Raw genomic sequence first — 12,131 nt, 5'->3', positions numbered from 1 at the left:
CTGCATATTTCATGCCCACAACGGCGCCCGGTAGCCTCGACGCCGTGCAGAAGCTTCCCGCCTGGCCCGCGGTCGTGTGCGACCTGGTCTGCGTCCTCGTGTTCACTCTCGTCGGGACGGCGAGCCACGCCTCGGCCGGCTCCGCCTGGCACCTCGTGGCCGTCGCCGCGCCGTTCGTGATCGGTCTGGCCGTCGGCTGGCTGGCGACGCGCGCCTGGCGTGCCCCGGCGCAGCCCTGGCCCACGGGGGTGGCGATCTGGTTCGCCACCGTGGCGCTCGGCGTGCTGCTGCGCCCGCTGTTCACCGGCGGCTTCGCCTGGACGTTCACCCTGGTCACGGCCGGTTTCCTGGCGCTGACGATGATCGGCTGGCGCCTGCTGGCCACGCTCGCCCAGCGGCGGCGCCAGGCCTCCTGACCCGGCCCGCCTCCTGACCCGGCGCGTCCTCGCGGGCCCGTTGTGGGCATGAAATCTGCAGCTCTCCGGCACCGGAGAGCTGCAGATTTCATGCCCACAACGATGGGTGGGGAGCCCGGCCGTCAGATCGCGGCGGCGACCGCCGGCGCGATCGACCGCAGCGCCTTGCCGCGGTGGCTGATCGCGTCCTTCTCCTCAGGGCTCAGCTCGGCCGACGTGCGCGTCCCCGGCGACCCGTCCGGACCCGCGGGCTGCTCGGCCGGCACGAGGATCGGGTCGTAGCCGAAACCACCCTCACCGCGCGGGGAACGGACCAGCACGCCGGGCATCTCGCCGAGCGCGACCTCCTCGCGCCCGTCCGGCGTGACCAGCGCCGCCGCGCACACGAACGCCGCCGCGCGGTGCTCGTCGCGGACGTCGCCGAGCTGGGCGAGCAGCAGCTCCAGGTTCGCGACGTCGTCGCCGTGCCGCCCGGCCCAGCGGGCCGAGAAGATCCCCGGCGCCCCGCCGAGCACGTCGACGCTCAGGCCCGAGTCGTCGGCGACGGCCGGCAGGCCGGTCGCGGCCGCCAGGGCGCGGGCCTTGATCAGCGCGTTCTCGGCGAACGTCACGCCGTCCTCGACGGGCTCGGGGGCCTCCAGGTCCCCGGCGGTGACGACGGCGTCGTCCGGCAGCGCGTCGAGACCCGGCTCGGCGCGCAGGATCGCCAGCAGCTCGACGAGCTTCTTGCGGTTGTGCGTGGCCAGCACGAGCCGTGCGCCGTGCGGGGCCGACGCCGCGGCGCCGGCCATCTCAGGCGTCCTCGGCCAGCGCGGCCTGCTGGGCCTTCGCGAGCTCGGTGGTGCCCGCCACGGCCAGGTCGAGCAGCGCGTCGAGCTCGTGACGCGCGAACGGCACGCCCTCGGCGGTGCCCTGGACCTCGACGAACTCCCCGTCGCCGGTGGTGACGACGTTCATGTCCGTCTCGGCGCGGACGTCCTCGACGTAGGGCAGGTCCAGCATCGGGGTGCCGTCGATGATGCCGACGCTGACGGCGGCCACCGACCCGGTGAGCACGGTCTTGCCGCGGGCGGTGATCAGGCCGTGGCGCTGCCCCCAGGCGACGGCGTCGGCGAGCGCCACGTAGGCGCCGGTGATCGCGGCGGTGCGGGTGCCGCCGTCGGCCTGCAGCACGTCGCAGTCCAGCACGATCGTGTTCTCCCCGAGCGCGGAGACGTCGACGACGGCGCGCAGGGACCGGCCGATGAGCCGCGAGATCTCGTGGGTGCGGCCGCCGATCTTGCCCTTGACGGACTCGCGGGGGCTGCGCTCGTTGGTGGCGCGCGGCAGCATCGCGTACTCGGCGGTCACCCAGCCCTCGCCGGAGCCCTTCTTCCAGCGCGGCACGCCCTCGGTCAGCGACGCGGTGCACAGCACGCGGGTCTTGCCGAACTCGATGAGCACGGAGCCCTCGGCGTTCTCGCTCCAGTGGCGGGTGATCGTCACGGGGCGGAGCTGGTCAGGGGTACGGCCGTCAGCGCGAGTGGTCATGGCCCTCACCCTAACCGGGCGTCCGGGTGCGCCGGCGGGCACCCCGTCCGGCCCGCGTCACATGCCGAACCGGCGCCGCAGCTCGCGGGCGTGGCGCCGCGAGACCTCGACCCGCGAGCGCTGCCGGTCGTCCATGACGACGACGAGCGAGCCCTGGAAGTCGGGCACGAGCTCGCGCACGTGGTCGAGGTTGACCAGGTAGGAGCGGTGGGCGCGGAAGAAGTGCCCGCGCAGCCGCCGCTCGAGCTCGTTGAGCGACATCGTCACCAGCAGCCGCTCGTCGGCCAGCTTGAGGTAGGAGTAGCCGCGGGCGGCGCTGGCGTACACGATCGAGTCGCCGTCGACCAGCACGGTGCGACCGTCCCTCTGCACGGGGATGCGCACCAGGGTCTCGGCGTCATCGGGCCACGACGGCTGCCCGGACGACGCCTGCCCGGACGACGACGGTCGCGGCCCGGACGGGGGCGGGCTCGTCGCGCTGTCCTCGTCCGCGACGCGCTCCGCGGCCTGCTCGCCGGCCCCCGCGCCGTCGGACCGCAGCGCCCGCTCCAGCGCCCGTTGCAGCCGCTCCGCGTCGAACGGCTTGAGCAGGTAGTCCACGGCCGCCAGGTCGAAGGCGTCCACGGCGTGGTCGGGGAACGCGGTGGTGAAGATGACCTTGGGCGGGCGCGGACGGTCGCGCAGCGCGGCGGCGACCTCCAGGCCGGACCCGCCGGGCATGCGCACGTCCAGCAGCACCAGGTCGTAGTCGAGGGAGTCCAGCAGCAGCAGGGCTTCCTCGCCGTTGGTGGCCTCGCCCACGACCTGCACCTGCCCGACCTCCTCGAGGAGGTAGCGCAGCTCGGCCCGGGCGGGTGCCTCGTCGTCCACGATGAGCGCCTTCGGTCGCACGGGCGTCACCTTAGCGGGATCCGCAGGTCGACGGTCGTGCCCTTGCCCGGCCGCGAGGCGACGTCGAACGAGTACCGGTCCCCGAACAGCGCGTCGAGGCGCTGGGAGATGTTCCACATCCCCACCCCGGAGTGCCGTGCCCCCGGGCCGGCGCCGTCGGGCCGGCGCCCGGCCAGCAGCCGCTGCAGCGTCTCCGGCGGCATGCCGACGCCGTCGTCGCTCACCCGGATCGAGGTCGTGCGGGTCAGCGGGTCCACGCGGGCGCGCAGGTGCACGGTGCCGCCGTCCACGGAGTCGGCGATCCCGTGCTTGACGGCGTTCTCCACCAGCGGCTGGATGACCAGCACCGGCACCCGCGAGGTCAGCACCTGCGGGTCGATGTCGTAGCGCACCCGCAGGCGGTCGCCGAACCGCGCCTGCTCCAGGGAGACGTACGTGCGCACGAAGAAGTACTCCTGGCTGAACTCCGCGAAGTGACCGTCCTGGCGCACCGCGTAGCGGAAGAAGTCGCTGAGGCGCAGCAGGAGCTGGCGGGCCTCCTCGGGGTCGGTGCGCGACTTCGAGGCGATCGTGTTGAGGATGTTGAACAGGAAGTGCGGGTTGATCTGCGCGCGCAGGGCGTCGAGCTGGGCGTCGGAGGCCAGGTGGCGCTCGCGGTCCATCTCGGCCAGCTCCAGGTGCAGCGACAGCATCGAGGCCATGTCGTCGACGAGCACGCGCGGGGCCGGTTCGTCCTGGGTGCGGTAGACCTTCAGCGTCCCCACGATGCGGTCGGCCACGGCCAGCGGGGCGACGACGGCGGTACGCAGCGGGCAGTCCGGCTCCGGGCAGCCGATGCCCTCGCGGGCGTGCACGACGACGGTGCGCCCCTTGCCGAGGGCGAGCCGCGAGACGCGGGTCTGCATCGCCTGGCCGACCTTGTGGTGGTCGCTGCCGGGTCCGACGAACGCGAGCACCTGCTCGGTGTCGGTGATGGCGATGGCGTCCCCGCCGAGCAGCGGGCGGATGAGCTGGGCGGTGCGGCGGGCCGCGTCGCGGGTCAGGCCGTGGCGCAGCGGCACGGACCGGCCGGCGGCGGCGATGGTCAGCCCGTCGCGCATCCCGCGCGGGTCCTGCGGGCGGGCCGCGGGGCGCCACGCGCGGGTGCGCGCCGTGGCCCCGGAGCGCGGGCCGCGCAGGGCCGAGGGGTAGCCGAGCACGACGACGGTGCTCACCACGAGGCCGGCGGCGACGGTGGCCAGCACGTCCAGCGGGGGCGTGACCAGCACCTGGGTGACCAGGTACACCAGTCCCCAGGCGACGGCGAGGACGACCGCCAGCAGCCAGCTACCGCCGCGCACGCCGCACCTCCCGCCGTCGTCGCCGGGTCTCGGCCAGGACCAGGCGGGCCAGCGCCACGGCGTGCCGGTCCGCGGCCGTGCCGTGCATGATCAGCCACGACCGCTCGACGTCCGGCGGGGGAGCCGTGCGCCGGGACACCAGCACGGTCACGACCGTGGTCACCGGCGCGGCGAGCAGGGTCGGGGTGAGCAGCAGGTCGGGCCACACGGAGCCGTCGGCGACGGTCCCGGCGACGAGCATCCCCACGGCGACCGTGACGCCGGTCGCCATCCCCGCCACGGCGCCGGCCGCCGTCGTGCGGCGCCACCAGATCGACAGCAGGAACACGGGGGTCAGCGCCGACCCGGCGATGGCGAACGCCCAGGTGACCATGGTGGCCACGATGGACGGCGTCGAGGCGGAGAAGGTCGTGGGACTGAGCAGGAGCCCCAGGCCGGCCGCCAGGCACGCCGTGGTCAGCGTGGTGACCCGGCCGGCCAGCACGGCCTGGCGCTGCGTCGCGCGCGGGTTGATGTGCCGCTCGTAGACGTCGTGGCCCCACGAGGTCGCGGCGGCCAGCAGCAGGCCGGCGATGGTCGACAGCACGGCGATGAGCGCGCCGGCGGCCACCACGCCGAGACCGGCGTCGCCGCCGTAGATGCGTCCCAGCACCGGCAGGGCGTGCTCGGGGACGGTCAGCACGCCGTCGACCGTGAGCTCCTCGAGCCACGGGTTGTCGGCCACGGCGCGGGGGATCAGCTCGCGGGCCGCCGTGCCCAGCATCACCGCCACGGCGTAGAAGACGCCGGCCAGGCACAGCACCCACACGGTCGTGGTGCGCGCCGCCGTCCCGGTCGGGGACGTGAAGTAGCGGTTCATCACGTGCGGCAGCCCGGCGGTGCCCATCGCCAGGGTGACGATGAGGGCGAGCTGGCCGAGCACGTCGTACCGGGCGCCGGGCTCGCCGAACACGGCGGGCTCGCCGGGGTGCAGCGCGTTCGGCTCGGTGGCCAGCGCGCCGTCGGGGGCCGGGTTGCCCAGCGGCGTGGTGGAGATCCGCTCGACGGCGTCCCCGTAGTGGAAGCCCTCGCCGAGCACCGTGCCGGCGAGCCACAGCAGCGCGCCGAGCAGCAGCAGGAACTGCACCGCCTGCGTCCACGTGGTGCCGCGCATGCCCCCGAACGAGACCAGTGCGGCCACCACCGCGGTGGAGACCACGATGCCGGTGGCGTAGGGGCTCAGCCCTGCCACGCCCTGCCCGACCAGCAGCTCCCAGGTGATCCCGGACCCGACGGTCTGCGGCACCAGGTAGGACAGGATGACGAGCTGGACGACCCCGACCGCCACGAGCCGCACCCGCTCCGAGCCGAGACGCCGGCCCAGGAAGTCCGGGATGGAGAACTCCCCGAACCGGCGCAGCGGCGCGGCGACGAACAGCAGCACGGGCACGAACCCGGCGGCGAACCCGACGGCGTACCAGGCGCCGTCCAGACCCGTGGCGTACACCGCGGCCGCGACGCCCAGGAACGACGCGGCCGAGAAGTAGTCGCCGCAGATGGCCCAGGCGTTGGTCGCCACCCCCACGCGCTGCCCGGCGAGGTAGAAGTCGACGGTCGAGGTCCCGCGCGGGCGCATCACGACCGCGACGACGGTCACCAGGGCCAGCACGGCGGCCAGGGTGAGGCCGCTGGACAGCGTCACGGGGTGTCCTCCTCGGCCGCGCCCGCGCCGTCGGACCCCTGCTCGGCCGCGCCCAGCATCCGGTGCTCGACGGCCGAGGACAGCCGCGCGGCCGCGATCCCCAGGACGGCGAAGAACAGGTAGAGGCCGAACGCGGCGACGAGGAAGCCCGGGCTCATGCCGCCCACCAGGCGAGCCTGTGACCACCAGTCCAGCGTGAGGGTGAGCACGGGGAAGGCCGCCACGCCGAGCAGGAACACGACGAAGTACCCGACCGAGACGCGGCGCAGCGTGCGGAAGGCCGCGTCCACCTCCGCCGGCGTGTCCCGGGTCCCGACGTCGTCGTCGTCCATGACGGAGAAGCCTACGGAGCCGCGGCCCCGGGCGGAAGCGGGGGTCCCGGGGCGGTCACGACGTCGGCGCGGGGGCCGCGCGCAGCACCCGGACCCCGGTGGCCAGGAGCACGACGGCGCCGCCGGCCGCCATGATCAGCCCGATGCCGGGCATGGCCTGGCCCCAGGAGTCCGTGGCCGCGCTGACCTGACCGAGGCGCAGCAGCTGCCAGGCCGCGACGAACAGCACCGCGCCGCCGGCGACGAGGCTGTGGGAGACCGCGACCCAGCGGCGGGGGATGACGGCCCCGGCGACGGCGATGAACCCCGCGCACAGCGTCCACAGGCCCGGGCCGGCCGTGCCGCTCAGGGTGCCGACGGGCGTGATGACCCACGGCAGCAGGCTGCCGACGATCACGGCCAGCGCCCCCAGCAGCATGCCGAGACTGCCGGGGTGGAACACCCGGGTCCGTCGGGCCGGCGTCCGACCGCCGGCGCGCAGCAGGTTGCCCAGGGAGGTGCTCGTCGTCGAGGCCATGGGTCCGACTGTAGGTCGCGTGCGCCGCCGTGCGGCCCGGGAGTCGGTGAGCGGTGCGAACCGTCCCGCGGGCGGTCGCCGTGGCCGCCCGAACGGTGCCGGCACCGGCGGGGGACCGGTCGGTGCCGCCGTCCGACCGTTCGCGGGACGGACCCCGCCGCCCGCCTGTGAAGGTCTTGTGACCCTGGTCACGGGTGCGCTTCGCTCGGGTGCGTACGAGGACGGACGTGCCCCGGACGACGACGTCCGGGGGAACGCGACGAAGGGAGCGTCCGATGGTCGACACCGAGCGAGGGAGCTCGCCGGATCCTGGGCCGCCGCCCCACAACGGGTGGCGTCAGGAGTACTGGAAGAAGAACCTGCGGCTGATGATCGTCCTGCTCAGCATCTGGTTCGTGGTCTCGTTCGTGTGCGGGATCTTGTTCATCGAGCAGCTCAACACCATCGAGGTCTTCGGCTTCCCCCTGGGGCTGTGGTTCGCCCAGCAGGGCTCGATCTACACGTTCATCGTCCTGATCCTCGTGTACACGCTGCGCATGGACAGGCTCGACGACGAGTACGGCGTGGCCGAGCGTGACGAGGAGGGGAAGCGGCTGTGAGCGACATCCAGATCTGGACCCTCGTCTTCGTGGGCCTGTCCTTCGGGACCTACCTGACCATCGCCTGGCGCAGCCGCGTCCGGGAGACCAAGGGCTTCTACGTCGCCGGCCAGGGCATCCCCGCCGTGGCCAACGGCGCCGCCGTCGCCGCGGACTGGATGTCCGCCGCGTCGTTCATCTCCATGGCGGGCCTCATCGCCTTCCTCGGCTCCGACGGCTCGGTCTACCTCATGGGCTGGACCGGCGGGTACGTGCTGCTGGCCCTGCTGCTCGCGCCCTACCTGCGCAAGTGGGGCAAGTTCACCGTCCCCGAGTTCGTCGGCGACCGGTACTCGGAGTACGTGCGGCTCATCGCCGCGGTCGCCGCGATCATCGTGTCGTTCACCTACGTCGTGGGGCAGATGCGCGGCGGCGGCATCGTGTTCAGCCGGTTCCTCAACCTCACCATCGAGGGCGGCGTGGCCGTGGCCGCGGGCGTCATCTTCCTGTACGCGGTGCTGGGCGGCATGAAGGGCATCACCTGGACCCAGGTGGCCCAGTACACGGTGATGATCGTCGCCTACCTCATCCCCGCGTGGACGATCGCGCAGAAGATGACGGGCTTTCCGGTCCCGCAGGTGACGTTCGGGCAGATCCTCGACGAGCTGAACGCGCTGAGCCAGGAGTTCGGCCTCGAGCAGTACACCGAGGCGTTCGCCGTGCGGCCCCAGCTCGACGTGTTCCTGGTGACCCTGTCGCTGATGATCGGCACGGCGGGTCTGCCGCACGTCATCATCCGCTTCTACACCACGAAGTCGGTGCGCGGTGCGCGGTTCAGCGCGCTGTGGGCGCTGGTGTTCATCGGCCTGCTCTACACCACGGCTCCGGCCGTGGGGGCGTTCACCAAGCTGAACCTCATGCAGTCGGTGAACGGGGTGGCGGTGGACGCCTTGCCGGCCTGGGTGAACAACTGGGCCGCCACGGGGCTGGTGACGGTCTCCGACTCCGCGTCGACGATCACGACGTTGAGCAACGACCCGGCCTCCGGGGCGGACCTCATCGTCAACAACGACATCCTCGTGCTCGCCACCCCGGAGATCGCCGGGCTGCCGGCACCGATCGTCGGGCTGGTCGCGGCCGGCGGCCTGGCCGCCGCGATGTCGACGGCGGCCGGCCTGCTGCTCGTCATCTCCTCCTCGGTGTCGCACGACCTGTACTTCCGGGTCGTCAAGAAGCCGACGTCGGACTCGCGCCGCCTGCTCGTCGGGCGGATCGCGATGGGTGCCGCGGTGCTGGTGGCGATCTACGGCGGCATCAACCCGCCGGCGTACGTGGCCCAGGTGGTCGCCTTCGCCTTCGGGCTGGCGGCGTCGACGTTCTTCCCGATCCTCGTGCTGGGGATCTTCTGGAAGCGCGCCAACGCCGTCGGTGCGGCGTCCGGCATGATCTCCGGCCTGGCGTTCACCGGGGCGTACATGCTCTACACCCTCGAGGTGTTCGGGACGTCGTCCCACGACTACCTGTTCGGCATCTCGCCGGAGGGCATCGGCGCGCTCGGCGCGTTGGTCAACGTCGTCGTGACGATCGTCGTCTCGAAGCTGACGACACCACCGACCGAGCACGTCCAGGAGATGGTCGAGGAGCTGCGGTACCCGGCGAAGCGGGTGGTGTCGCCGGCGGCCGAGACCGAGTAGTTCTCCCAGAGGGGTCGATGGTCTGCCGCGCGGTCGCGCTCACGGGCGCTGCGCGCCCTCCGCTTCCGGTCTGACGACCGCGCGGCAGACCATCGACCCCTCTTCCGTGCGTCCAGGGCGCTGCCGCGCGCTTCGTCCGCTCGCGGGCGCCCGTGCGTCGGGCCCGGGCGCTGAGGCAGAGGATCCCGGCCGCGGCGGACGGGCCGGGGTGTCAGAGGGGGCCGGCGCCGAGGTTGATGGGGCTGCCGGTGATGTTGCCGACGATGCCGCGGATGATGCCGCTGCCGTCGGTGCCCCGCAGGCTCGCGTACCAGGCGGCGGTCCGCTCGGGGTCCTCACCGTGCGTCTCCGCGCCGCGCGCGCGGGCGCGCTCCACGAGGTCGGCGGCCCGCCCGGTGCGGCTGTGCTCGTAGCGCCGCAGGGAGTCCTCGACGCTCACGGTGTTCGTCGCCAGGCTGATCGCCAGGGCGAAGGAGTCCTCCAGGGCCAGGCAGGCGCCCTGCCCGATGTCCGGGGCGGTGTTGTGGGCGGCGTCGCCGAGGATCGCGACGCGTCCGCGGACCCAGGTGTGGAACGGGTCGATGTCCCAGATCTCCACCCGATTGAGGGACCGGTCCGGGTCGATCGCCCCGAGCAGCGCCCGGACCCCGGGAGCCCAGTGGCCGAACGCCTCGTGCAGCGGCGCCGCGCCGTCCGCGGCGTCGTACGACAGACCCGCGGGCTGCGGCACGTCGAACCAGAAGTAGAACCGCCCGTCGGCCACGGGCATGACGGCGGCGCGCTTGCCCTCGGCGACGTAGGTCGTCCACTGGTTCTTCGGCCCGACGGCGGTGTCGGCGGCGACCAGGCCGTTGAAGTTCGTGTAGCCCGAGTACGTCCGCTCGATCCGCTCGCCGCCCTCGTGCGCGCCGGTGACGTGGTCGCGCACGACGGACCGGGCGCCGTCGGCCCCGACGAGCAGGTCGGCGGTGTCGGTGGACCCGTCGGCGAAGGTCGCGGTGACCTGCTCGCCGTCGTCGGCGACGGACACCAGCCGCTTGCCCAGGTGGATCTGCTCGGTCCCGAAGCTCTCCATGAGCAGACGCTGCAGGTCCGCGCGCGCCACGGGGTAGGGCCTCTGGCCCGTCTGCTCGGTGACCGGCGCCAGGCTGAACCGGCACAGCGTCTCTCCGGTGTGCCCGTCGAGGTAGGCCATGTCGTCCATGGCCCCGCCGAGCGCGGCGACCTGGTCGCCGAGGCCCAGCCAGTTGAGCACCTTGACGCCGTTCGACCACAGCGACAGCGCGGCGCCCACGGGCTTGTTCTCCCGCATCCGGTCGTAGACGACGACCTCGTGCCCCAGCCGCTGCAGGGCGATGGCGGCGCTGGTGCCGCCGACGCCCGCCCCGATCACGATGATCTTCATCGCTCAGCTCCCGCGGTAGGTCGAGTAGGCGAACGGGCTCAGCAGCAGCGGCACGTGGTAGTGCCTGCCCGCGCCCTCGGGCGTCACGACGAACGTCACCGCCACCGACGGGTAGAAGGTCTCGACCTCCCGCTCGGCGAAGTACGTGCCGGTGTCGAAGGTGAGCGTGTAGGTCCCCGAGGGCAGCAGGTTCGGGCCGAGGTCGGCGCGGCCGTCGTCGTCGGTGTCCGCGTCGTCGATGCGCTGTCCGTGGGAGTCGGTGAGCGCGAGGCGCAGCCCCGTGGCCGGTTCGCCCGTGCCGGCGTCCAGCACGTGGGTCGTCAGGTGGCTCATCAGGTCGTCTCCTCGGTGATCGTGTCGTGCAGCCGCAGCAGCGCGATCTGCGCGAGCTGGTCGCAGGCCTCGGCGGTCTCGGTGGCCTCGTCGTTGGCCAGGCGCCGCTCGAGCTCGGTGAGCATCTCCTGCGGCGACCGCCCCGCGGCCCGCACGAGGAAGACGCGGCCGAACCGCTCCTCGTAGGCCCGGTTGCCCGCGGCCATCCGCGTCTCGACGTCCGCGCCGGCGTCGGCCATGCTCGCCTGCTCCCGGCGCGAGGCCGCGGCCCCGGCGCCGTCGCCCGCGGCCTTCTCGCCGATCCGCGGGTGGTGGGCCAGCGCCGCGTCCAGCGTGGCGCCGTCCCACGAGCGGGTCAGCACGGTGGCGCGGTCGGCCAGCGCCCGGACGGAGCCGTAGGGCCGCCCGGCGACCACGGCGTCGACCCAGGGGGGGACGGCGGCCCAGACGGACACGACCTCGCGGGCGGGCGCGTCGTCCAGGGTGTCGAACTCGTCGATGTGCACAGCAGGCTCCTCTCGTCACCGGAACGTACGTCCCGCACGCTGCGGTGCGGTTTCGGACCGATGACGGCGACGTGACCTGCGGTGCCGTCGCGCGGCGCCGGGGCCCACGTGGCGGCGGCGCTCCGGCGGGCGGCCTACGATGCGTGCAGCCCCCGCCGACAGGAGACACCGTGGACGAGACCCTGCTCCCCGCCCGCATCGGCGGCCGACTGCGTCGGCTGCGCACCGAGAGCGGTCGGTCGCTGGCGTCGGTCGCGCAGGAGCTCGGCGTCTCGTCCAGCGCCCTCTCCCAGATCGAGAACGGGGTGATGAAGCCGTCGGTCCAGCGTCTGGTCGAGCTCGTCGGCATCCTGGGCGTGCCGGTGTCGGCGATCTTCGACGACGTCGCGGTGTCCGTCCCGCGCGTGGACGACGACGTCACCGACGTCTCCGAGCCGCTGCCCGGCGTCCTGGTCGCCACGCGCGAGGCGGACTCGCCGGCGCAGCTGGGGCAGGGGGTCACCTATCGCCGGCTGTCCCCGGCACCGCTGCCGGGCGTGACCTGGTTCGAGTCCACCTACCCGCCCGGGGCGTCCTCGAGCGAGGACGGCTCCATGCTCGTGCACACCGGGTACGAGAGCGGGCACGTCGTGTCCGGCGAGCTCGTCTTCGAGTTCGCGCAGGGGTCCGTCCGGCTGGGCCCGGGCGACTCGCTGTCCTTCGCCGCCAGCCGGCCGCACCGCGTGGTCAACGACGGCGAGGTCGTCGCGGTGGCGCTCTGGCTGACCGTCGAGCCGTCGGCCGCGGCCGAGGCGGAGGAGGCGTAACCACGCCGAAACGCGGGGGATGGCGTTAAGCAATAACTTCACGCCAGGATGGTCCGCACCGGACGCGCTCGCGTCCGGCGCCCGACCCGCCCGGCCCTGGAG

The 12,131-nt window shown here is 73.4% G+C and carries 14 protein-coding genes; 4 read left to right on the top strand and 10 right to left on the bottom strand.

Annotation, left to right across the window (positions count from 1 at the left end; all coding sequences use genetic code 11):
* Nucleotides 1-44: 44 nt before the first annotated feature.
* Entirely contained in the window at nt 45-416 is a 372-nt protein-coding gene (locus V5O49_RS10410) for a DUF3054 domain-containing protein (protein ID WP_332902181.1), read from the top strand.
* A 122-nt stretch (nt 417-538) separates the two neighbouring features.
* On the opposite strand, the gene rdgB is transcribed toward V5O49_RS10410, so the two are convergent.
* From rdgB to V5O49_RS10375, 7 genes are read right to left on the bottom strand one after another with little or no spacing between them, the layout of a single operon-like run.
* Nucleotides 539-1,207, bottom strand: a complete 669-nt coding sequence (gene rdgB, locus V5O49_RS10405; protein ID WP_332902180.1) for an RdgB/HAM1 family non-canonical purine NTP pyrophosphatase — start codon at nt 1,205-1,207, stop codon at nt 539-541.
* 1 nt (nt 1,208) lies between these two features.
* Nucleotides 1,209-1,946: a ribonuclease PH gene (rph, locus tag V5O49_RS10400; protein WP_332902179.1), complete on the bottom strand. Its 738-nt coding sequence runs from the start codon at nt 1,944-1,946 to the stop codon at nt 1,209-1,211.
* 57 nt (nt 1,947-2,003) lie between these two features.
* Nucleotides 2,004-2,837: a LytR/AlgR family response regulator transcription factor gene (locus tag V5O49_RS10395; RefSeq protein WP_332902178.1), complete on the bottom strand. Its 834-nt coding sequence runs from the start codon at nt 2,835-2,837 to the stop codon at nt 2,004-2,006.
* A 5-nt stretch (nt 2,838-2,842) separates the two neighbouring features.
* Nucleotides 2,843-4,177 (bottom strand): histidine kinase, encoded by a 1,335-nt coding sequence (locus tag V5O49_RS10390; RefSeq protein WP_332902177.1) that lies wholly within the window; start codon nt 4,175-4,177, stop codon nt 2,843-2,845.
* A complete protein-coding gene (locus V5O49_RS10385; RefSeq protein WP_332902176.1) occupies nt 4,164-5,858 on the bottom strand; it encodes a sodium/solute symporter in 1,695 nt (564 codons plus the stop codon). Before V5O49_RS10385 ends, V5O49_RS10390 begins: the two co-directional genes overlap by 14 nt.
* Nucleotides 5,855-6,190 carry a hypothetical protein gene (locus V5O49_RS10380; protein ID WP_332902175.1) on the bottom strand — a complete coding sequence of 112 codons (336 nt, stop codon included), beginning with the start codon at nt 6,188-6,190 and terminating at the stop codon, nt 5,855-5,857. The genes V5O49_RS10385 and V5O49_RS10380 overlap by 4 nt, the downstream gene beginning before the upstream one ends.
* Before the next feature lie 55 nt (nt 6,191-6,245).
* Entirely contained in the window at nt 6,246-6,707 is a 462-nt protein-coding gene (locus tag V5O49_RS10375) for a hypothetical protein (protein ID WP_332902174.1), read from the bottom strand.
* Between the two features lie 275 nt (nt 6,708-6,982).
* Here V5O49_RS10375 and V5O49_RS10370 point away from each other — a divergent pair, with 275 nt between their 5' ends.
* Together V5O49_RS10370 and V5O49_RS10365 are read left to right on the top strand one after the other, a co-directional pair.
* Nucleotides 6,983-7,306, top strand: a complete 324-nt coding sequence (locus V5O49_RS10370; protein ID WP_332902173.1) for a DUF4212 domain-containing protein — start codon at nt 6,983-6,985, stop codon at nt 7,304-7,306.
* A complete protein-coding gene (locus tag V5O49_RS10365) occupies nt 7,303-8,979 on the top strand; it encodes a sodium:solute symporter family protein (protein ID WP_332902172.1) in 1,677 nt (558 codons plus the stop codon). The genes V5O49_RS10370 and V5O49_RS10365 overlap by 4 nt, the downstream gene beginning before the upstream one ends.
* Before the next feature lie 211 nt (nt 8,980-9,190).
* Here V5O49_RS10365 and hpxO read toward each other — a convergent pair whose 3' ends face one another.
* From hpxO to uraD, 3 genes are read right to left on the bottom strand one after another with little or no spacing between them, the layout of a single operon-like run.
* The gene (gene hpxO / locus V5O49_RS10360) at nt 9,191-10,384 is read right to left on the bottom strand and encodes an FAD-dependent urate hydroxylase HpxO (protein ID WP_332902171.1); all 1,194 of its coding nucleotides are present in this window, start codon (nt 10,382-10,384) and stop codon (nt 9,191-9,193) included.
* A gap of 3 nt (nt 10,385-10,387) precedes the next feature.
* The gene (uraH, locus tag V5O49_RS10355) at nt 10,388-10,717 is read right to left on the bottom strand and encodes a hydroxyisourate hydrolase (protein ID WP_332902170.1); all 330 of its coding nucleotides are present in this window, start codon (nt 10,715-10,717) and stop codon (nt 10,388-10,390) included.
* Nucleotides 10,717-11,223: a 2-oxo-4-hydroxy-4-carboxy-5-ureidoimidazoline decarboxylase gene (uraD, locus tag V5O49_RS10350; protein ID WP_332902169.1), complete on the bottom strand. Its 507-nt coding sequence runs from the start codon at nt 11,221-11,223 to the stop codon at nt 10,717-10,719. Before uraD ends, uraH begins: the two co-directional genes overlap by 1 nt.
* 170 nt (nt 11,224-11,393) lie before the next feature.
* Here uraD and V5O49_RS10345 point away from each other — a divergent pair, with 170 nt between their 5' ends.
* Nucleotides 11,394-12,029, top strand: a complete 636-nt coding sequence (locus V5O49_RS10345) for a helix-turn-helix domain-containing protein (RefSeq protein WP_332902168.1) — start codon at nt 11,394-11,396, stop codon at nt 12,027-12,029.
* Nucleotides 12,030-12,131: the final 102 nt, after the last annotated feature.

Source organism: Isoptericola haloaureus, from assembly GCF_036689775.1.
In the GTDB taxonomy this organism is placed as follows: Bacteria; Actinomycetota; Actinomycetes; order Actinomycetales; family Cellulomonadaceae; genus Isoptericola; species Isoptericola haloaureus.
Note: the sequence above shows the minus strand (reverse complement) of the source record. Positions and strands in the feature narration are given on the sequence as shown.